Origin of the sequence: Taibaiella chishuiensis (assembly GCF_003014535.1) — a bacterium.
In the GTDB taxonomy this organism is placed as follows: domain Bacteria; phylum Bacteroidota; class Bacteroidia; order Chitinophagales; family Chitinophagaceae; genus Taibaiella; species Taibaiella chishuiensis.
The window spans coordinates 189346-209644 of the sequence record NZ_PYGD01000007.1 but is presented as its reverse complement, the minus strand read 5'-3'; the positions used below and the strand labels follow the sequence as shown (position 1 = coordinate 209644).

Annotated in this window: 21 protein-coding genes and 1 tRNA gene; 19 read left to right on the top strand and 3 right to left on the bottom strand. The window is 40.9% G+C overall.

Going from position 1 to position 20299, the window contains the following annotated elements; all coding sequences use genetic code 11:
* Window positions 1-15 precede the first annotated feature (15 nt).
* The 18 genes from B0I18_RS17640 (at window position 16) to B0I18_RS17550 (ending at window position 16021) form a co-directional block, all read left to right on the top strand.
* Window positions 16-693: a hypothetical protein gene (locus tag B0I18_RS17640; protein ID WP_106524057.1), complete on the top strand. Its 678-nt coding sequence runs from the start codon at window positions 16-18 to the stop codon at window positions 691-693.
* Window position 694: 1 nt separating this feature from the next.
* Window positions 695-1051, top strand: a complete 357-nt coding sequence (locus tag B0I18_RS17635; RefSeq protein ID WP_106524056.1) for a DUF4133 domain-containing protein — start codon at window positions 695-697, stop codon at window positions 1049-1051.
* Window positions 1020-2561 (top strand): hypothetical protein, encoded by a 1542-nt coding sequence (locus B0I18_RS17630; protein WP_106524055.1) that lies wholly within the window; start codon window positions 1020-1022, stop codon window positions 2559-2561. Before B0I18_RS17635 ends, B0I18_RS17630 begins: the two co-directional genes overlap by 32 nt.
* Window positions 2562-2601: 40 nt before the next feature.
* The gene (locus tag B0I18_RS17625) at window positions 2602-5046 is read left to right on the top strand and encodes a TraG family conjugative transposon ATPase (RefSeq protein WP_106524054.1); all 2445 of its coding nucleotides are present in this window, start codon (window positions 2602-2604) and stop codon (window positions 5044-5046) included.
* Window positions 5047-5069: 23 nt separating this feature from the next.
* On the top strand, window positions 5070-5747 hold the full coding sequence (locus B0I18_RS17620) for a conjugal transfer protein TraI (RefSeq protein WP_106524151.1): 678 nt from the start codon (window positions 5070-5072) through the stop codon (window positions 5745-5747).
* A gap of 11 nt (window positions 5748-5758) precedes the next feature.
* Complete coding sequence (locus B0I18_RS17615; RefSeq protein WP_106524053.1) at window positions 5759-6400, top strand: hypothetical protein; 642 nt, start codon at window positions 5759-5761, stop codon at window positions 6398-6400.
* A 6-nt stretch (window positions 6401-6406) separates the two neighbouring features.
* Complete coding sequence (locus tag B0I18_RS17610) at window positions 6407-7039, top strand: hypothetical protein (RefSeq protein ID WP_106524052.1); 633 nt, start codon at window positions 6407-6409, stop codon at window positions 7037-7039.
* 10 nt (window positions 7040-7049) lie between these two features.
* Window positions 7050-8306 (top strand): conjugative transposon protein TraJ, encoded by a 1257-nt coding sequence (gene traJ, locus B0I18_RS17605; RefSeq protein WP_106524051.1) that lies wholly within the window; start codon window positions 7050-7052, stop codon window positions 8304-8306.
* A complete protein-coding gene (gene traK / locus B0I18_RS17600) occupies window positions 8290-8907 on the top strand; it encodes a conjugative transposon protein TraK (RefSeq protein ID WP_106524050.1) in 618 nt (205 codons plus the stop codon). Before traJ ends, traK begins: the two co-directional genes overlap by 17 nt.
* 1 nt (window position 8908) lies before the next feature.
* Window positions 8909-9388, top strand: a complete 480-nt coding sequence (locus B0I18_RS17595) for a hypothetical protein (RefSeq protein WP_106524049.1) — start codon at window positions 8909-8911, stop codon at window positions 9386-9388.
* Entirely contained in the window at window positions 9385-10209 is an 825-nt protein-coding gene (locus B0I18_RS17590; RefSeq protein WP_106524048.1) for a DNA-methyltransferase, read from the top strand. Before B0I18_RS17595 ends, B0I18_RS17590 begins: the two co-directional genes overlap by 4 nt.
* Before the next feature lie 56 nt (window positions 10210-10265).
* The gene (traM, locus tag B0I18_RS17585) at window positions 10266-11549 is read left to right on the top strand and encodes a conjugative transposon protein TraM (protein ID WP_106524047.1); all 1284 of its coding nucleotides are present in this window, start codon (window positions 10266-10268) and stop codon (window positions 11547-11549) included.
* A 35-nt stretch (window positions 11550-11584) separates the two neighbouring features.
* Window positions 11585-12436 carry a conjugative transposon protein TraN gene (traN, locus tag B0I18_RS17580; RefSeq protein ID WP_181358507.1) on the top strand — a complete coding sequence of 284 codons (852 nt, stop codon included), beginning with the start codon at window positions 11585-11587 and terminating at the stop codon, window positions 12434-12436.
* A 63-nt stretch (window positions 12437-12499) separates the two neighbouring features.
* Window positions 12500-13402 carry a hypothetical protein gene (locus tag B0I18_RS17575; protein WP_106524045.1) on the top strand — a complete coding sequence of 301 codons (903 nt, stop codon included), beginning with the start codon at window positions 12500-12502 and terminating at the stop codon, window positions 13400-13402.
* A gap of 37 nt (window positions 13403-13439) precedes the next feature.
* Window positions 13440-14468: a hypothetical protein gene (locus B0I18_RS17570; protein ID WP_106524044.1), complete on the top strand. Its 1029-nt coding sequence runs from the start codon at window positions 13440-13442 to the stop codon at window positions 14466-14468.
* Window positions 14468-14806 carry a hypothetical protein gene (locus B0I18_RS17565; RefSeq protein WP_106524043.1) on the top strand — a complete coding sequence of 113 codons (339 nt, stop codon included), beginning with the start codon at window positions 14468-14470 and terminating at the stop codon, window positions 14804-14806. Before B0I18_RS17570 ends, B0I18_RS17565 begins: the two co-directional genes overlap by 1 nt.
* Window positions 14766-15086, top strand: coding sequence for a helix-turn-helix domain-containing protein (locus B0I18_RS17560; RefSeq protein ID WP_245882110.1), 321 nt, complete (start codon window positions 14766-14768; stop codon window positions 15084-15086). The genes B0I18_RS17565 and B0I18_RS17560 overlap by 41 nt, the downstream gene beginning before the upstream one ends.
* Before the next feature lie 293 nt (window positions 15087-15379).
* Window positions 15380-16021 carry a hypothetical protein gene (locus tag B0I18_RS17550; RefSeq protein ID WP_146146790.1) on the top strand — a complete coding sequence of 214 codons (642 nt, stop codon included), beginning with the start codon at window positions 15380-15382 and terminating at the stop codon, window positions 16019-16021.
* Between the two features lie 52 nt (window positions 16022-16073).
* Here B0I18_RS17550 and B0I18_RS17545 read toward each other — a convergent pair whose 3' ends face one another.
* Both B0I18_RS17545 and B0I18_RS17540 read right to left on the bottom strand, forming a co-directional pair.
* Window positions 16074-17378 carry a site-specific integrase gene (locus tag B0I18_RS17545; RefSeq protein ID WP_106524040.1) on the bottom strand — a complete coding sequence of 435 codons (1305 nt, stop codon included), beginning with the start codon at window positions 17376-17378 and terminating at the stop codon, window positions 16074-16076.
* A gap of 244 nt (window positions 17379-17622) precedes the next feature.
* Window positions 17623-17695, bottom strand: a tRNA-Lys gene (locus B0I18_RS17540).
* Between the two features lie 140 nt (window positions 17696-17835).
* Here B0I18_RS17540 and B0I18_RS17535 point away from each other — a divergent pair.
* Entirely contained in the window at window positions 17836-18477 is a 642-nt protein-coding gene (locus B0I18_RS17535; protein ID WP_181358506.1) for an MBL fold metallo-hydrolase, read from the top strand.
* Here B0I18_RS17535 and B0I18_RS17530 read toward each other — a convergent pair.
* A complete protein-coding gene (locus tag B0I18_RS17530) occupies window positions 18464-20182 on the bottom strand; it encodes a sodium:solute symporter family protein (protein ID WP_106524038.1) in 1719 nt (572 codons plus the stop codon). The two genes, B0I18_RS17535 and B0I18_RS17530, sit on opposite strands and share 14 nt — an antisense overlap.
* Window positions 20183-20299: the final 117 nt, after the last annotated feature.

Genomic DNA, 20299 nt, shown 5'->3' with positions numbered 1-20299 from the left:
AAAAAAGTAGAACTCATGATAAAGAATTTGGAAAAGAGAACACTACCACAGACAGACATTGCAGGAACAAAATTTTTAGCAAACTCCATCACAGGTGAATTTATCCAAGTTGAAAATTCAGAAAATCAATTCTCAATTTTCGATATGATTATTCATGATAATCATTTAGAAATGCTATTCGATAAAAGTACCTGCAGACCCTATGAGGGAAACTGGAGTGAGGCGCCTGAATCTGAAAACCTACAATATGTCTGGTTAAGACCTGTATCACAATTAGACCCAGACGGAATGAATATCATGTTGGAAGGGGGCTTGATCAAGTGGGAAGAGTATTATCCCGGTGAGTTACCGACAGTAAAAATTCATGACACCTTATTCTATATCGATCCAGAGCGGAAAGGATTTAGGGAGGTTGAAAACAGATGGAACATTATCCCTTTTAACGATGTGGTTAGCCATGACAAGCATGGGATCTATTATGATAAACGCTCCAAGAATAGTGCCTTTCTCATAAATCCATTTGACCCGCCAAAGTCGCTACCGGAACACATCGTATTTGCAGAGCTACCGCCTGTCAAGGAGTTTGTACAGATCTATACAAGGATAAAAACAAAGCAGGATATCGCTATCGAGAGAAAACATAAAGTTTATTCTGCAATAAAACGTAAAAATAAAAAAGGAAGGAGGACGTAAAATGGCAAACAGTGTTTATGAAATCAACAAAGGCATAAATAAGAGTATTGAATTTAAAGGCTTAAAGGCACAGTACATCTGGTATCTGGGTATTGGTATTCTCATATTGCTTTTGGTATTTGGCTTTTTATATGTACTGGGAATTAATCAGATTATCTGTGTGGTAATTATCGGCGGATTAGGGGCTGTGCTTTTTCAAAAGGTGTATGCCATGAGCAACAAGTACGGGGAACATGGCATGATGAAAAGGTTCGCTCAGAGAAGTGTTCCAAAAGTGGTCAAAAGTAATAGTAGAAAAAGATTCGTGAAAATGAAAGGAGGAAAATATGGAAAGGACACTGCCAACCTACGAAATTGAGGGAACAACGTTTATTGTTGATATCAATGCAGGGGAATTTATCGAACAAAAGAATACTACGAACAGGATTCCTTTAGAAGCGATGAAATATAAAGGAAATCATTATGACCTTTCATATGATAAGGTAAACAAGAATGTGGCGACAGGTGAGAACAACAATGATCTAGTCCATGTAAAAGTGCCCTTGTTAAAAGATTTGGATTTTCTGGGAATGGAACAAAAGTATGGGTTTAGACCATTAGCAGAAAATGACTATGATTACATCTATGGTTTCCTAACTGCGGGATTTGCCCTAGAGGATGGAGAATGTATTATCCGGCTAAATGGTGAACATTATACGGTCAACAAGTTGGAAGAAAAGTTGATATCGATAAATCGTGAACTGGAAAACATCAACATTGATGATTTTATTGCCAGATATATTTTCGATGAGGATGTGCTGTTCTTTGATTTGGTCGGTAATGTGCCGTATGAAATTAAGTATGAATTAGCCGACCCATTTCCATCATACATTGCTAAACTGGAAATACCCGAGGACATTAAGGATAAATCTATCCAAGAGGTTTGGGATTTGTTTATTGACCGTCAGTGCCCAGACAATCCTGTTGTCTCCGATATTAAAGAACTGAATGCAAAAATTTCAAATTCTTTGATTTTGAGTGAGGTATATAGACAAGAACACATTAAAGCGGCAAATAGACATGGACAAGGTTTAGAACCTACCTATAAAATTCATGATACGGCTTTCTATGTGGATGTAATAAAGAATGAACTCAGGCAGGTAACCAATCCCGAAAATTCAATCTCGTTTAGGGACATGGTTTATAAAGACGATCATTATCTTTTGGACTATGACAAGGTATTCAAGAATGTTCGACAAGGTTTTGATTCGGACTGGAACAATATCCTGAAAATAAAGGTGCCCCATCTAACAAAACTTAATCCAGAAGGGATGGCACTTAAGTACAATGTCCCTTTAGAGAAGGTAAAGCAGATGGAGGATTTTGATCTGATTGTCGATAAAAAGCTATTCGACCTTCGGATGGCCGGACGGCAGCCTGTAATGAACATTGGAAAGGAGAGTTACTATGTTCATCTTTTTGGAAGGCAACTAAGTCATACCGAAGACTTTTGTATCAACCTTCGACTTGATGAATTCACCAAATTAAAACACGATGGCATTTACCATGGGTTGTATGATACCAAGCGCCACAGGGTAATAAGAATTGATCGGGATAAAATTACCTCCTTACCTAAAGATGTAATCTGTATTGAATTTCCGATAGATAGGTTTATTGATCCTGTAGGCTACGCCAAACTAAGAGATCACGACATTAAGAATTTTGTCAGGCTATACCCAATCAAGCCAGACTTGCAAGCAACAGTCATTCCCTGGGAAAAAACAATCTACCCCGAGCTGATCGAACATAATAAATCAAAATTGAAAATTAGGGAGATGCAACAACAGGCCGCCAAGAAGACCCGTAGAAGAAAAGGCAAAGGAATTTAGGATTGAAATTAAGATAGTAAATCATTTAAAGGATAGTGAGATGGATAAGTGGATAGATGATTTAGTGCCTATTATGGGCATTGAAAACGATAGTATATTAAGTGACCAGGGTGACATTACAATTGGCTATAGCGTGGAATTGCCTGAGATATTCTCACTTTCTGATGTAGAATATGAGGCGTTTCACCAGGCCTGGGTACGCGCCATAAGACTGCTCCCTAAATTTTCAGTATTTCATAAGCAGGATTGGATAACCAAATGTTTTTACAACACTCAAGAAGTACCCGCTGGAGATTTTCTTGGTCAATCTTCCGCCAGACATTTTAAAGATCGCCCGTATGTTAAGCATCGCTGCTACATCTTTATAACTAAGAAACCGGAAGGACGTAAACTTAGCAGCTCAATGTTCTCAAACCTGATCAGGAAAACCATCGTACCTGAGCAGACCATCAATACCGACCTGCTTCAGAAATTCCTTGATTGCTGCGGACAGTTTAAGAAGATCATGGAGGATAGTGGTTTTCTAAAATTGCAGAGGCTGACTGACGATGAACTAGGCAGCTTCAAGGATAAGGCCGGGGTCGTGGAAAGATATTGTTACCTGTTGGATGAGCAGGACGAGTTTATGATTCGGGATATGGAGTTCGGCTCCGGAATTAAAATTGGAAACCAACACTGCCAATTATATACCCTAGCTGATGTTGCTGATTTGCCAGGGCTTTGTGGAAGCAGAATCAATTACGATAAATACAGCACTGACAGAACAAAATTCAGTATGGGTTTTGCCAGTTCTATCGGGCAGCTATTGCCCTGTAATCACATTTACAATCAATACATCTTTATTGAGGACGACAGAGCTACGTTGAAGAAGTTGGAAAGCAAGAAACTTCGCCTGCAGTCCCTTTCCGCATATAGCAGAGAAAATACGATATCGAGGGATTCGGTTAATGACTTTCTGAACGAAGCAATAGGCATGCAACGTCTTGCCGTCAAAGCCCATTTTAATGTGCTTGTCTGGTCCGATGACAACGAAAAGCTGAAGGAGATTAAAAACCAGGTCAGTTCAGCCTTTGCTATTATAGATGCGGTTGCGAAAGAAGAGACGGCGGGGGCAGCACAAATATTTTGGGCTGGAATCCCTGGAAATGCCGCTGATTTTCCCATTAATGACACCTTTGATACCTTTTTGGAGCAGGCATCTTGCTTTCTGAATCTCGAAGGGGCGGCAAAAAGTGTACTTCCATCCCAGGGTATCCGGTTCTGTGACCGGTTGTCTTCTGTTCCCGTATACGTTGACATGTTTGATGCTCCACGGGCTGCAGGAGTAACCTCGAATATGGGAGTTTTATGTTGCGGCAGTAGTGGTGCGGGAAAATCGATGGTGATCAATCACATTCTAAGTTCCCTATACAGGCAACAGTCGCATTGTTTGATAGTTGATATCGGGGGAAGCTATAAAGGATTGTGTGAACTGCTCAAAGGATATTACTTCACCTATGAAGAAACCAACCCAATCCGTTTCAATCCCTTTTACCTGCCAGATGGCCAACAACTCGATACTGAAAAGAAAGAAAGCCTAAAATCTCTACTTGTTTCCTTATGGAAGCAAGAAAATGAAAATTTCAACCGGAGTGAGTACGTGGCTTTGTCAAATGCTTTAAGTGGTTATTATTCCTTTTTGAACATCCATGCGGAGATCTTTCCATGTTTTAACACCTTCTATGAGTATCTCGAGAAGGAGTATGTAGCACTATTAAAAGAGCACCGAGTAAAGGAAAGAGACTTCGATGTTGATAATTTCCTTTACGTTCTAAGGCCATATTATCAAGGGGGTGAGTTTGATTATCTTTTAAATGCTACGGAAAACCTTGATCTCCTGGCCCAACAGTTTATTGTATTTGAGCTCGACAATATTAAGGATCATCCCATCCTTTTCCCAGTGGTCACACTAATCATCGTCGAGCTATTTATATCAAAGATGCGAAAGTTAAAAGGGCTGCGTAAGGTTTTGTGTATTGACGAAGCTTGGAAGGCTATAGCCAAATCTGGAATGGCGGAGTTCCTGAAGTACGCTTTTAAGACTATTAGAAAGTTTAACGGTGTTCCGATTGTTATTACCCAGGAACTGGACGACCTGATATCCTCCCCAGTGATTAAAGACGCAATTATTAACAATGCAGACATCAAAATATTGATGGACATGCGAAAGTTTGTCAACAAGTTTGACAAGCTGCAGGACGCGCTCGGGTTATCAGAAAAAAGTAAAACCATCTTGCTCTCTGTCAATAAAGATGACCGCGAGATATTCATTGACCTAGGAGGACAAATCCAGCGTGTATATAGAAATGAACTGTGTCCTGAAGAATATTACGCATTTACAACTGAAGGAAAAGAACGTGTTGAGGTGGCCCAATATGCTCAGGACTATGGAGGTATTGAAGCCGGAATTGCCGCGTTGGTTAAGGACAAAAGAAAATTAAAGTAGTTGCAGACCTAAAACTAAAGATGATGAAAAAGTTATTAATCGTGTTAATGATTGCCTGTACCGGAGTATTAATTCCCAAAGGCCAGGCCCATGCTCAACTGGCAATTATTGATATTATAAAAGCTGGGGTAAAAAAGGTGATCAAGGCTGTTGACTTAAAAATCCAACGGCAACAAAACAAGGTGATTTGGCTACAGAACGCCCAAAAGGTTATAGAGAACACAATGTCGAAATTAAAGCTTAATGAAATTTCAGAATGGACCACGAAACAAAAAGAGTTATACCAGCAGTATTTCGATGAGTTAAAAAAAGTAAAAACACTTATAGCTTACTATCAACGTATTCGGGAAATCACATTAAAGCAGGAGGCAATTGTAAAAGAGTACAGACGGGCATGGTCGCTGGTGAAGAATGACAAACATTTCACAGTTAAAGAAATTGAACTAATAGGACAGGTATATACAGGTATACTAAATGAAAGCGTGAAAAATATAGATCAGGTATTTCTGGTTATCAATTCATTTAGAACACAAATGAGTGATGCTAAGCGGTTGGAAATTATAAATGAAGCGGCAGGAAATGTAAATCAGAATTATATAGACCTGCGAGCATTCAATACCGAAAATGGAATCCTAAGTCTTCAGCGGGCCAAGTCTCAACAGGAAGTTGATCAAATTAGAAATTTATACGGACTTCAATAAACATTTGAATTATGAAAAAACTATTTATGATTCTTTTTTTCCTTTCCATCGGAATAGGAGTAAGGGCACAAACATTCGCAGAATGGTTTCGACAAAAAGCTACTCAAAAAAAATACCTTATAGAACAAATAGCAGCGTTGAAACTATATGCCGGTGTACTGAAAAAAGGCTATGATATTGGCAAGGATGGATTGACATTTATTGGTGACGTAAAAAACGGAGATTTCAAGTTGCACGGCAGCTATTTTGCATCACTGGTAAATGTCAATCCTGAGATTAAAAAATATTCCAGAGTAAAGGATATCATATCTCTTCAGCTAAGTATCATCTCATTGAATAACCAGACACGAAAGATAATTGATGACGGAGGCACTGGAAGTCAAACTGAACGAAACTATTGTCGTCAGGTGATTGAAAGGATTATAGAAGATTGTGGAAGAGGAATGGATGAGCTATTTAACGTGGCAACAGATGGTCAATCAAACCTCAAGGATGACGAACGACTCCAGCGAATTGACAAATTACACAAAAGCATGACCGATGTCTACGGTTTCACCAAACATTTCAATGGTGAAGTGAAACTCTTAATTCATAGTCGGAAAATGGAGCGATCAGAGGCAACAAACACCAAAATTTTATATGGTATAAAATAGAAAATCATGAAAAGGAAATTAATAATCCTGTTGATCCTATTCATTGGATTAGGGCAATTTAAAGTAAAGGCACAAAGTACGGAAGTTGTGCAATTACTACTAAATGTAGAAAAGCTATCGCAATTGAAACAAATTTTATCTGATTTAAAAAAAGGATATACAATAGTCAGTACTGGCTATAATACCATAAAGAACCTTTCCGAAGGGAACTTTAATATCCATAAGATTTTCTTAGACGGATTACTTGAAGCAAGTCCGGTAGTCAAGAAATATTATAAGGTGGCGGGTATAGTTGAACTCCAGTTATTACTGATTAAAGAACATAGATCAGCATTTAATCGGTTTCGAAATGGAAACATGCTGAGGCCATCTGAGCTTGAGTATATCGGCAAAGTGTATTCGAACCTGGTTACAGAAAGTCTTAGAAATATTGACGAATTATTAAATGTGGTTACAACAGGAAAACTAAGAATGTCCGACGATGAACGCCTGAAGACTATTGATGGGTTGTATGCTGACATGGAAGATAAACTTAACTTCCTTAGAAGCTTCAATAATAATACAACTATTCTCACCATACAAAGAGCAAAAGAGTTTGAGGAGACATCCAGAGCAAGAAGAATCTATGGCATAAACTAAAAAAGATAAGATGGGAAAGTGGATGAGAACGGTCTTATTGATCGTAGTGGGGATGATATTGCCCTATATAAGCAAGGCACAAGGTGTTGCCGAAAGAATTAAGAGCTTGCAATCAGTATTGGATCAACTCTATGATGAGATGATACCCTTATGTGGCAGTCTGATAGGCGTAGGTAAAGGAATAGCAGCTTTCGCCGCGCTCTGGTATATCGGATCAAGAGTGTGGAAACATATTGCAAATGCAGAGCCAGTAGATTTTTACCCTTTATTCCGACCCTTTGTCTTAGGGTTTTGTGTACTAAATTTTGGATTAATCCTAGCGTTGATTAACGGAATTATGAAGCCCACGGTAACTGGAACGGCTGCTATGATGGATGGTTCGAATAAGGCAATTGAAGAACTGCTAAAAATAAAAGAAGAAAAAATTAAAGGGAGCAAGCACTACGAAATGTATGTAGGCGTAAACGGTAGCGGAGACAAGGATAAATGGCTTCGTTATACGCAAGGTATCAAAGACAACGAACCAACGCCTGGAGAGAATATTTTCGAGAGTATAGGCAGCGATATTTCATTCGCAATGGATAAGGCCTACTACGGTTTTAAAAATTCTGTAAAACAGTGGATGAGTGAAGTGTTACGTGTGTTGTATGAGGCAGCCTCGCTCTGTATCAATACCCTCAGGACATTTCAGCTTATCGTATTGGCAATATTAGGGCCTTTAGTCTTTGGAATAGCAGTCTTTGATGGCTTTCAACACACCCTAACCACATGGATAGCAAAATACCTTAACGTTTTTTTATGGCTTCCGGTATGCAACATATTTGGGTCAATAATCGGGAAAATACAGGAGAACATGCTACGGCTGGACATTTCCCAAGTCGCGCAAAACGGTGACACTTTCTTTAGCTCAACGGATACTGGTTATCTGATATTCATGATTATAGGCATTATCGGATACTTCACTGTGCCTTCGGTTGCAGGATTCATCATTAACTCAGGTGGTGCCGGATCATTAGCTCAAAAAGTAACCAGTATGTCTTCTTCTGCGGTAAATACAGGCACTGGACGGATCAGCTCAGGTCTTAGTAACATGGCTGATTTAAAGAAGAATTTTAATGAGGGGTATACAGGCAAAGATTCAGGATCAGGCATGTCAGGTAGTGTTGGAAGATTGATTGGTGGTACAGGTGCATACATGAGCGACAAACTTTCAGGTAATTCCTCACAACAACAGAAAGGAGGGTCGAAAGATGTTCAGGAAAGCTAAGAATATTGACTCTGCTTTTAAGCACATAAAGACTTTCAGTTTGGTACTTATTACTGGGGTAACACTTTTGAGTGGCTTTATCGTACACAAGTCACTAGATACCGTCAAAACTCTTCAAAGTAAGATTTATGTTTTAGCAAACGGTAAAGCCCTGGAAGCATACTCATCGGACAGGAAAGATAATATACCGATAGAAGCTAAAGATCATGTGAAGGTATTCCATCAGTTCTTCTTCACCTTGTCTCCGGACGATAAACTTATTAAATCCAATATAAACAAAGCACTCTATCTGGCGGATGAAACTGCAAAAAAAGAGTACGACAATTTACGGGAACAGAACTATTACAGTAACGTAATTAGTGGCAATGTGAGCCAGGCCGTCATTGTGGATAGCATTGTCCTGGATTTGAACATCTATCCTCACGTGTTTCGCTTCTTTGGAAAGCAGGAAATAACCCGGCCTACCAGCGTAGTAGTTAGAAGCTTGATAACCGAAGGGGTACTTAGGAATGTGGCAAGAAGTGAAAATAACAGTCATGGATTCCTTATTGAAAAATGGCACACTATAGAGAACGCTGACCTCACCATTAAAAATAGGTAACATGTTTGGATTTGGAAGAAAGAAACAACGCCTGAATTGGACTACACCTATGGCTGATAAAGCGAATGAGGCAATGGCGAAAAGAATCCATATTACGCAATCCTGGTGGGCCTCCTGGATGTCACGGAAGACTGAGAAAATGACATCGAGAGCAAAAGCGCTGGTATTTTTTACTTACCTAATCATAATGACCGCTGCCGGCCTTTATTGCATTTTAGGTGGCTTTGGAGATCAAGAAACAACGGTTCACAAGAGTGAACACTTACGCATCCCATTAATTGAAAATAGGGAAACAAAAGGGATGGAAAATGGAGTCCCCAAAATCGTCCTAGAAAGAATAAGGGCTTTTCGCTTGAAGCTTGATAGCATGTCCACTACCGTTCAAGGCCGCATAAAAGTTGATAGTATCATGAGGTCCAGACCAGGACTATTGGACAGTATAAGACGAGTTGAAGAAATGTATTTAATCAAGGAACAATGATAGATGATTTTATGAATAGAGTGTATGAGGGTGATTGCCTCGAGGTGTTAACTAAGTTCCCAGATAAATGCATCGATATGGTTTTGTGCGATCTGCCTTACGAGATTACTGAGAATAAATGGGACAAATGTATTGACCTGCCCAGCTTATGGTATCAGTACCGCAGGATTATCAAACCCGCCGGTGTCATTGCTTTAACAGGCCAGGGACGGTTTACAGGCAAACTCATTGAAAGCAATCCTGACTGGTTTAAATATAAAATTGTGTGGATTAAATCAAAAGCAACCAATTTCTTAAACGCAAATAAACAACCACTGCGTAGGCATGAAGATATCTGCATTTTTTATCAGCAGCAGTCAATATATAACCCTCAAAAAATACAGGCGAAACCTTACGATAAAGGTGTAAGAAAAGACAAAGGTAGTGGATCATATGGCAAGTTCAACTCCTCCCGATCATTGAATACGGACGGCAAGCGTTTTCCAACAGATGTAATCGCATTTGAAGAAGAAAGTTTAACAGATTGGATCTTTTTTAAAACTGCTGAATCTGAAGGTGTATTCCACCCAGTACAGAAGCCGGTAAACCTTGGAAGATGGTTAATTCAGACATACACTGTACCAGGACAGATCGTTTTGGATAACGCGTGCGGTAGTGGAAGTTTTCTAGTGGCCGCAATAATGGAAAAACGGCAATTTATTGGCATCGAGAAAAATGACCATTCCTATCACTTTGGCCGAAAGGTAGATTATGTAGCAATAACAAATAAGAGGATTCGTCTTGCATTTCAGGAAATGAACTCCCGACTTTCATTCGATTAATGGTTAAGGAAACCTGTAAGTAAGTGAACATTTGATAACAATTAAAAACAACAATCATGGGAACACCAGAACAGAAATTAAAAAAAGAACGGCAACGCAAATTCCAATTTGTGTTACCTCTTATCGTAGTACCCTTTCTAACTCTTTTCTTTTGGGGGCTGGGTGGAGGTAGTGCGGTTGAAGCAAAGCAGGCGGGTAACGAAGAAAAAGGACTTAATAAGGTTCTACCCGATGCTCATCTGAAAGATGATCAGGACATTGATAAGCTGAGTTATTATGATAAAGCCGCCTCAGACTCTGCTAAAAAAGCTGAGTTATTAAAAAAAGACCCTTATGCCGTGCAACCATCAGAGCAGATTTCAACAGCAGGTAACGCATATTTCCAACAACCGCCTTTTAATGGTGGAATACCAACAGCTCCTTTAGGCTCTCCTTATAATGGGCAGGGTTACAATGACCCGAACGAAGCAAAAGTATACCAAAGACTGCAACAGTTGAATCAGTCTTTGAATCAGCCCTCCGTACCAAATTTTCAGCAGCAAAATAAGAATTATGAAATATCAAAATCCGCTGGTGATCTGGAACGGCTTGAGCAAATGATGGAGCGTATGCAAGCTGGGGGTCAGGAACAGGACCCGGAAACCGTTCAGCTAAATGGAATGCTTGAACGTATTTTAGACATTCAACATCCGGAAAGAGTACAGGAGAAGCTACGCAAGACATCTGAAGAAAATAAGGGTTTGGTTTACGCTGTTTCTTCAGCAAAAAAGCGCGAATTAATATCATTGCTTGAATTGCCGAAACAGTCCCAACAGGAAAAATCCGATCATCAAAACGGATTCTTCTCTGCTGATGACTACGCTCCGGAAGCAGTCGACGAAAACGCGATCGCGGCGGTTGTTCATGAAACGCAAACCATTGTTAATGGCTCTACGGTCAAACTTCGGCTGCTTGATGATATATACATCGCTGGCAAGTTAATTCCTAAGGACAATTTCATTTTTGGCACAGCCACTGTTTCCGGTGAGCGCTTAATAATTAAAATTCCCGGAATAAGATATAAGAAATCAGTCTTCCCGGTTACATTGTCGGTTATGGATATAGATGGTCTTGAAGGCATCTACGTACCTGGTGCCATTGCAAGGGAGGTGGCCAAAGAGTCAGCAGACCGCGCAATCCAAGATGTAAGTTTTGGTACCATGAGTGATAATATCGGCATCCAGGCAGCAAGCACAGGAGTGGAAGCCGCCAAATCTCTTTTTAGTAAGAAGGTGAAATTAATTAAAGTAACCATAAAGGCTGGCTATAAGATACTCCTGCGTGACGAAAAGCAAAAGTAAATTCAATTAGTATTAATCATATAAAAAGAACGATGATGAGAAAGATCAGCGCAGTATGGATATCGTTTATTATCCTGTTTATTACACAATACGAAAGTCAAGCACAAAGCTTGATAAATGGAGTGAGGCAATCTACAATTGCTTCTTTTCCTCTAACAATTACATTCTCAAAAACTACAAACCTGATGTTCCCATATCCAATAAAAAGTGTGGATAAGGGGAGCAAGGATGTTCTTGTTCAAATCGCTAAAGGTGTAGAAAATATTCTCCAGGTAAAGGCGGCAAAACAAGGTTTTGCTGAAACAAATCTTACAGTGGTCACGAGTGATGGTAAGTTGTACAGTTATCTTTTAAACTATTCAGACTTTCCGGCCGCGTTGAATATAAAAGTGGGACAAAATATTAATTATCCTGGGTCTGATGCCCTTTTCACTTATAAAAGCGACAACGAAGCTAAAGTACATGACATAACTGAGCAGATCGCATCGAAGAAACCTGTTATAAAAAACATCAGGGACAGTAGATATGAGGTTGCCATCTTTTTACATGGGGTTTATATCAAGGACGACAAGCTCTATTTCCAGTTCAGGCTCGAGAATAATTCGAATGTAGATTACTCTGCTGAAGCAATTCGGTTCTTCATAAAGGACAAAAAGAAATCAAAACGTACTTCGACTCAGGAAATTGAATTGAGTCCGGTTCAGGTGGCAGGAAACACAGAAATCATACGTGGTCAATCATCCCAGAATTTTGTGGTCGCACTTCCCAAGTTTACAGTACCCGACAAAAAACTGCTTTGCATTGAACTACAGGAGCAGAACGGAGGCCGGCACCTTGGTCTTAAAATTCAAAATAAAACAATCGTAGCAGCTAAAGCAATCCGTTAATCAACCAAGAATGGATTAAGGATAATAGAAAAACTATTTATTAAATACAGAAAAGGCAAAGTGATGAACGAGAAAAATGTAGAGTATCTGGGTAAACAATTGTTTTATACCGGGATGGAGGATATCCCTCAGGAGAGTTTAGTTAGGAACATTCAGGAAGGAAAACCCGGGTTTGTAATGGAACTGATTAAAGAAAATATTAGCGGTGAGGCAAAGGGAATTCCTTATTTCAGACAGTCGGACAAAGGAAACTATTTCTTCAACAATTTTGACATGGTCACAACCCCAAAAGGACTTGATCCAATCATACAGTCCTATTGGGTCCGGAAAGCAGAACCGATTATAGTTAAAGATGCAAATGGTGTTCCAGTCAAAGATGAACATGGCAATGAGCAAAAAGAATGGATCAATAACACCATCACCTATGCTCAGGCGGCTAATCTTGGATTTGGAAGGGCAATAAACAAGACATATGTGAAAGTGAACAAGGAAGACCCGTCTAAAAATGAAAAGTACAATACCTGGCAAGTATTAGATTTTAAAAACCCTGATGCGAACGGAAAATATCCATTAAAAAATATATCGGGCTATGATATTGACAAGGTTCTCACAGAGTACAACTTTAAGGAGTTGGCTACAGAAAAAGGTGTGAAGGATTTTTCTGATAGCCTAAAGCGCGGCAACTGTCAGAGTGCCACATATGTTCATCCTGATGGGGCTGTGAAAAAATTGTATGTGGAAGCGCATCCATTATCTAAAACATCACTCAAAATATACGATGCTAACATGGTCCGGATTAACCTTTCCATGAAAAGACCAAAGATAAAGGAAGGCCAAGAGCTAGTACCAGACCAGCAACAGAACCAGGTAGAAATAAAAGACAATAAGGTAAAGGAATCGCTTACTCCGCCACCTAAGGAAAAAACCGTACGTGCTAAAACGAAAAGAGGAAAAAGCCCTGCTTAGGTTAACAGGATGAATCTATTAAACAAAACTAGAGGAGATGAAAAGCAAACTGGATATTCTTGAGCGGGAACTGTCTGACTTAACTGAAAAAGAAGCCCGATATGAAAAAATGTTTGGTAAAGAATTTATCACAAGTCCTGCTTATTTGAAAGATAAGATTGGTCGATTTGAATCTTTACAATCTATGTTTGGAAATTCCGGCGGACCTGAAGACAGGCTTGCTTTGATCGGTCTTAGAGTTCGGCAGGATAAAGTTGTTCGACAACTTTATCCTGGCTTTTTAAGGCGATTAATTTACCAGACATTTAAAAATGTGTTTTCTGCTCAAAGAAATGCAAAATTAAAAAGAGCAGAAGCGGAAAAGGTTTCATCAGTTCTAGGTCAGGCACGGAAGGCCGGCTTCAGTGGTATTGGAAGAAATATTGAGCAACAAATAAAAATGGGTAACAGGGAATTTATAATCCCTGTTTCTTCCCATTATGTTACAGCCAATGAAAAGATGGAGTTCCAGATCAAATTTAAGAAAGATGATTTGGAAACATATCAAATAGAAAGCTATCAGGCAACCTATCGTAAACTCGGTGAGCACTCAGAAATCAGGTCATGCATTTTTCATGACGGATTGCAAGATGAAATATCTACAAAACAGGCACACAATCTATTGGCTGGAAGGTCTGTTCAGGTTAACGGTAGGGGTTGGATTCAGTTGGACTTCACCGATAAGGATGCTGAGGGAAATTTTAAATTAAAAGAATTTCCACTGACCTACGGTTATGATGTTTCAAAATGTGTTAAAGCGCTCAGTTTATCGACCAAATTAGACCCGGATTTAATTGAGAAATTGGTACTGGCCCTAAAGGATGGTGAGCGTATCGCAATAACAGATGGCGAGGTTAAGGTTGAACTAGAAGCTAATCCACAGAAAAATGAAGTTATGGTATTCAAGCAGGGCATATTAGATGTCAAGGCGGAAAATTGGAAGAAAGAAATAAATAAAACAGTTGAAAAACTAACTGAGAATAAGGCTGTGGATAAAGCTCCTAAGAAAAGAGGTGTAAGGGTGTGATGGAAGCTTTAAAAGTATTAAATGACTTCTTAAGGGCTATAAAGGATGATTCGCGAGTTGATCCAATACTTGTAAGCGTTTTCATCGCCCTATTTCAGACCTGGCTTGAAGAGGGTTGCAAAAATCCTTTTGTAATATCCTGTCCTGATATCATGCCATTGGCAAAGATTTCAGGTAAGGCTACTTATCATCGTGCCATGTCAGCGCTTTCTTCTTATGGTTACATCAGGTATGAACCATCTAAATCCAACAAAAAAAGAAGCATAGTTTATTTGATCGTTAAAAGCGGGAGGAATAGTGAAAGAGACAAGGGAGGCAAGAAGGACTGGTATCAATAGGGACCAGCTAATAACAATTGATGACCTCGAAACATTTAGAGAGAAACTGCTCAATGACCTGAATCTACTATTAAAGGAGGCGCAAAACCAACCTTCAAAACGCTGGCTTAAGTCGGCGGAGGTTAGAAGAATTCTTGATATTGCTCCGGGTACGCTGCAATCAATGAGAGATTCAGGAGTGATTAAATTCATGAAAATTGGTGGCACTTTGTATTATGACCAGGGGGATATTGAGGTGATGTTTGAAAAAAATAAAGTAGACAATGACAGGGCGAGGTAAAGGTTCAGTAAAGTATTCAGGAATGGGTAGAACAATAGCACCGAATAAACTACAGGTCGAGATTTGGTTTATTCAAAAAGGTCAGCCACTTACGATGGCCTTAGGATTCTTTAATTTTTTCGCTTCTCGCGAATGGAAGAATCAGAAGGGGGAAGAGGTTTCCAATTGGAAGGTCCTTGCGTGGCAGTGGATATGGTCAGGTCGTATATAAACCAATGGTTGTCCAGAAAGGTTACGATTTTTTAAAATTCTTAAAAAATCGTAACCTTTGTAGTTTCAATTTAAATCATGGAATGGAAGAGACGACAAACTACATAGAGGCATTTAAACGTTTTGCTGGTGTTAAGGAAGGTGAATTTAGCATTGAATTGACCGGGAAAGAGGGTGCTTATGTCCATTACGACGATAAAGAGTTTAGAGTTTGCAGGTATACAGATCTTTTATGGGAGTTCAAGACGTATTTCAACGATGACTATGATCTAATTTATACCGAAACTCCATTTGAACTCTGGGGAGCGTTACTTGAAGATCATAATGAGATTACTCAGGAAGATTTGATTATTGACATTTATAAGGCTTGGAAACTATATTGGGATAGTAAACGCAAAGATTTTCTCAATGAATCGCATTACACCAAAGTGAGAAATCTATCCTGGGGAAACTTTCAGGAATTGATTGAGAAGGTTAAATCAAATCAGGACAATACTCTTCAGGATGCGATAGAAATCTCAGACATGGATTTTGTCCCTATTCTGGCACTAGCAATTCGCTACCAGTTTAAAAATGAGGATGATTTTTATGCGGAATGTGTCAGGATACTGATCGAAGAATATCCAGATTTATTTTCCGATGATGGGAATTTCGATAAGGTAGTTTTGACTGAATCTGCGGAAACAAAAGATAACTCTTATTATATTTTCTCAATAGAATCTTAGTAGTGGAAGCAAAAAGACTCCCCCAGTATCAATTTTTACTGGGGGAGTCTTTTTATGAGCCTGTTCGAAAGCTACCAGACCTTGTGAACAACTTGTTTTTTAAAACCTGCATATTGACACTTATTCTAGCTTTATTTACTCTGCAGTACCTCTGGGTTGTACGGATATTTTTATGCCCAAGCATTTTCGACACATCTTCGAGTGGAACCCCGTTATTTAGCATAATATCTGCAAAAGTATGACGCGCAAGGTGGGTATTGAGTTCCCTTCGAATGCCACAGATGTCGGCCAACTCTTTTAAATAACAGTTATAGCGGTAGTTACTGTTGATTGGCAAAAGGCAGTTATTGGCTTTGCAATAAGGGTGATCTTTATATTTCTGAATAATTGCTTCGACAACGGGTAATATTGGCACCATTTCATAAATGTTGGTCTTTCCACGGTGCTTCGTGAGCCAGCGTTCTCCCGTGTTGCCATAAACAATTATATTTTCAGGACCTAACCCGTATGCATCTTGATAAGCGAAACCAGTAAAACACTGAAATATGTATGCGTCCTGGACTTCTTCAAGTCGTTTAATCGATATTTTCTTGTTGAATATGGCAAGCACCTCTTCCATCTCCAAAGGAATCACGACTTGGCTTTCACCGCCACATTTGTAAGAAGCAATCGGGTTTTTGGAAATTATCTCGGCTTCTGAACAGATTTTGAGAATTTGCTTTACTCGTTTTATTTCGCCATTAGCAGTAACTTTAGAAAGTGGTTCTTCTACTGCAGTAGTTAAAAAAGTGAAGAAATCAGTGGCAAATGTCGACTTAATTTCTGCGAGGTCAATATCAGATTTATTGAATCTTGACTTAATATAAGTTGCTACTTTAAGCCGGTTGGAACGCCAATGCCTAAGGGTGCCGTCTGATTTCAATTTTGCCTTAACCTCAACCTCAAACCCCGCGATAAAATTATCGTATGCTCCAAGGAGGCTTGTATATTGTTCTGCCCGCTGTACTTTCGCCTTTTTCGTTTTAGCCCCTAAATAGTAAGGTGGGAATCCTAAGTAGACATTTTTGATCATAGTGGCAGTTACAAAAGCGTATTGGAACTGCAAATGCTTAAATACCTTATCAATGTCATCCTCGAAATAAGTTAGAGCCTTGTTGACGCGTTTGCCCTCGGCACTGTTGATTGTAGTTCGTTTATTCTCTAAATCCCAATCTTCCGGGATCACTTTAACTCCCACAGAGATTTCGTCTTCAGTACCATTAATTGTGAGACGCGCGATTATGGGGCACGCACCATCTTTACCCGGTTTGGATCTGCGTATCCAAATCAAAAGGGATAACTTTTCGTTGTTTTTCATCCTACACATTTTTAAGTGATCAAAAATTTCCAGCCTTCTGACTGGAAACACATCGATTTCCTTAAAACTCACACCACACAAGCCTTATGAAATTCAGTGCCCCAAATTTACCAAACTTAATTGGGCACCGAAAGGGGCACCATTTCAATTGGTTTACCTTGATTTGAATTGATCTCCTTATTAGTGAAAATGCCCGGATTCAGTGCATTTAAAACGAAAAAGGCGCACCTTAGTGCGCCTTTTGTGATTCCGCTGGGACTCGAACCCAGGGCCCATACATTAAAAGTGTATTGCTCTACCAACTGAGCTACGAAATCGACCGTTGTTCGTTTGTTGAACGGAGTGCAAAGGTAATGTGCAGTTTTTAAACTTCCAAAAAAATTAAAGAAAAATGGAAAAAAATTACGGCTTAATTTTGTCCACCTTCAAATCTCATAGCATATTAAAACAGGATCTCATGCTTCGTGTAGAAACATTCACTTTTAATCCCTTCCAGGAAAATACTTACCTGCTGATCAATGATGATAACGAATGCTGGATCGTTGATCCCGGCATGTATGGCGTCGATGAAGAACAGGCTATGTTCCGCTTTATCGCCGACAACGAATTGAAACCACAACAGATCATCAATACCCATGCGCATATCGACCATGTACTGGGTATCGATGCGATGAAACAGAAGTACAACATCAAGTTTGGCATGCACCGGTTGGAAGAACCCGTGCTGGCCAATGCGGGCGGTTCGGCCATGATGTTTGGCTTCAACTTCGGCGCTACGCCTGTGGTGGATTTCTTTATCGAAGAAAACAAGTCCCTGCAACTGGGTAAGGACGAAGTAACCGTATTGCTTACACCGGGACATTCGCCGGGTAGTATCGTATTCTATTACGAGCCGGGCCAGTGGGCCATTGGCGGCGATGTATTGTTCCTGGGCAGTGTAGGCCGTACCGACCTGCCGGGTGGCAACCAGGACGTATTGATGCAGAGTATCCAGTCGCAGCTTTATACCTTGCCTGATGCAACAGTCGTACATCCGGGTCATGGTCCGGCAACGCATATCGGGCATGAAAAGAAAACGAATCCTTTTATCCGGGGATAACGGCGCGGCGGGCCCTGTCGCTGAAGTACTGGATGAGCCAGGCGATAACGATGACCAGCAGTGCGCCGATCACGTTGAGCCAGAGGAAGGCTACCCATTTAAAGATATAGATCATTAATACCAATACTTCGGAAACTATGGCGGCGTAAAACACCGCCTTCCCTTTTACTTTTTTCAGGAAAAACGCCGTGAGGAAAATGCCGAGAATAGCGCCGTAGAACAGGCTTCCCAGCTCGTTGACGGCTTCTATAAGCGATCCCATTTTGGTGGCGAACATGGCCACGGCAATACTGAATATGCCCCACAGTAAGGTATAGTACCGGCCATAACGCAATTGCATCCTGTCGGACAGCGGTTCCCGGGCAAACACCTGGTGGAAATCGACCAGGGTAGAGGAGGCCAGCGAATTGATCGCAGCCGATATAGAACCCCAGCTGGCCAGGAAAATAATGGCAAATAAAAGACCGATCATGCCTGCGGGCAGGTAGTTCCGTACGAAATGCAGGAAGATATAATTGCTGTCGTTGTCGGGTTCGGCAACGGCAGTTTTATGTGTCTTGATCAGTTGGGTCATTTCGCTGCGCTGCTGCTCCACGGTGTGCTGACCGGCTTTCAGCTTACCCAGCAATAGTCTTTCTGCGCTGCTATCGGCCGGGTTCTTTTGGTGGCGCAGGGTTACGAGTTGTAAGGCAATGTCCTGGTTGCGTGCCGTAGTCAGCTCATGCTCGATATAAAGCGGCTGGTATGCCTCCGGTGCGATGCGCGCTACTTTCTTTTCGGCCGATTCGTTGAAGAACAGCGGGGCCTTATTGATGGTATAGAAGGAGAAGAGCAGGGCGCCGATCAGCAGGATCAGGAATTGCATCGGTATTTTCACCATACCGTTCATCAGCAGGCCCAGCCGGCTTTCGCGCAGATCTTTGGCGGTAAGGTAGCGGCCTACCTGGCTCTGGTCGGTACCGAAGTAGGAGAGGGCCAGGAAGAAACCGCCCAGGATACCCGACCACAGGTTGTATTTGTCTTTGAGATCGAAATTGGTGGTGATGACATTGAGCTTGCCCGATTTGCCGGCCAGGTACAAAGCATCGGTAAAACCGATCTGTTTGGGTAGCAGGAGCACGACCATGACACCGGCAATGGCCATAGCCACCAGGATAATGCTGAACTGTATCTTCTGCGTATGGGCAATGGCCTTGGCGCCACCGGTATAGGTATAAATGATCAGCAGACCGCCGATCAGGATATTGGTCAGGTATATATTCCAGCCGAAAATGGTGGAGAGGATGATGGCCGGCGCATACACGCTGATACCGGTAGATACGCCCCGTGAAAACAGGAAGAGGATGCCGGTAAACAGGCGGGTCTTGCGATCAAAACGTTTGTCGAGGTATTCGTATGCGGTAAATACATTCAGCTTCTGGAAGATGGGCACGAATACCGCGCTGATGACGATCATAGCCAGGGGCAGGCCGAAGTAATACTGGATAAAGCGCATACCATCGGTATAGGCCTGGCCCGGCCCCGACAGAAAGGTAATGGCGCTGGCCTGTGTAGCCATAATTCCCAGCAGCACTACATGCCAGGGCATTTGTTGCCCGGCCCTCAGGTAAGTATCTGCCCCGCTTTGCCCGCGGCCCTGCCATATCCCGTACACGATAATCAGTACGAGGGTAACCAGCATGATGATCCAGTCCAGTGTACTCATTGCCAGCTACAGGTAAACCAGGTGAACAATAAGATAAGGAGGAACAGCCAAAGCAGAACTGCGATGTACCAACGTTTCCAGTAGGATGGACTCATGCCTGCAAGTATAAGGCAAATC

Coding starts and splice junctions, on each gene's coding strand:
- B0I18_RS17610 (WP_106524052.1), top strand. CDS start 6,407: ATGAAAAGGAAATTAATAATCCTGTTGATCCTATTCATTGGATTAGGG.
- B0I18_RS17550 (WP_146146790.1), top strand. CDS start 15,380: ATGGAAGAGACGACAAACTACATAGAGGCATTTAAACGTTTTGCTGGT.
- B0I18_RS17570 (WP_106524044.1), top strand. CDS start 13,440: ATGAAAAGCAAACTGGATATTCTTGAGCGGGAACTGTCTGACTTAACT.
- B0I18_RS17590 (WP_106524048.1), top strand. CDS start 9,385: ATGATAGATGATTTTATGAATAGAGTGTATGAGGGTGATTGCCTCGAG.
- B0I18_RS17630 (WP_106524055.1), top strand. CDS start 1,020: ATGGAAAGGACACTGCCAACCTACGAAATTGAGGGAACAACGTTTATT.
- B0I18_RS17535 (WP_181358506.1), top strand. CDS start 17,836: ATGCTTCGTGTAGAAACATTCACTTTTAATCCCTTCCAGGAAAATACT.
- traN (WP_181358507.1), top strand. CDS start 11,585: ATGAGAAAGATCAGCGCAGTATGGATATCGTTTATTATCCTGTTTATT.
- B0I18_RS17620 (WP_106524151.1), top strand. CDS start 5,070: ATGAAAAAGTTATTAATCGTGTTAATGATTGCCTGTACCGGAGTATTA.
- B0I18_RS17595 (WP_106524049.1), top strand. CDS start 8,909: ATGTTTGGATTTGGAAGAAAGAAACAACGCCTGAATTGGACTACACCT.
- B0I18_RS17625 (WP_106524054.1), top strand. CDS start 2,602: ATGGATAAGTGGATAGATGATTTAGTGCCTATTATGGGCATTGAAAAC.
- B0I18_RS17565 (WP_106524043.1), top strand. CDS start 14,468: ATGGAAGCTTTAAAAGTATTAAATGACTTCTTAAGGGCTATAAAGGAT.
- traM (WP_106524047.1), top strand. CDS start 10,266: ATGGGAACACCAGAACAGAAATTAAAAAAAGAACGGCAACGCAAATTC.
- traK (WP_106524050.1), top strand. CDS start 8,290: ATGTTCAGGAAAGCTAAGAATATTGACTCTGCTTTTAAGCACATAAAG.
- B0I18_RS17530 (WP_106524038.1), bottom strand. CDS start 20,182: ATGAGTACACTGGACTGGATCATCATGCTGGTTACCCTCGTACTGATT.
- B0I18_RS17635 (WP_106524056.1), top strand. CDS start 695: ATGGCAAACAGTGTTTATGAAATCAACAAAGGCATAAATAAGAGTATT.
- B0I18_RS17545 (WP_106524040.1), bottom strand. CDS start 17,378: ATGAAAAACAACGAAAAGTTATCCCTTTTGATTTGGATACGCAGATCC.
- B0I18_RS17615 (WP_106524053.1), top strand. CDS start 5,759: ATGAAAAAACTATTTATGATTCTTTTTTTCCTTTCCATCGGAATAGGA.
- B0I18_RS17575 (WP_106524045.1), top strand. CDS start 12,500: ATGAACGAGAAAAATGTAGAGTATCTGGGTAAACAATTGTTTTATACC.
- traJ (WP_106524051.1), top strand. CDS start 7,050: ATGGGAAAGTGGATGAGAACGGTCTTATTGATCGTAGTGGGGATGATA.
- B0I18_RS17640 (WP_106524057.1), top strand. CDS start 16: ATGATAAAGAATTTGGAAAAGAGAACACTACCACAGACAGACATTGCA.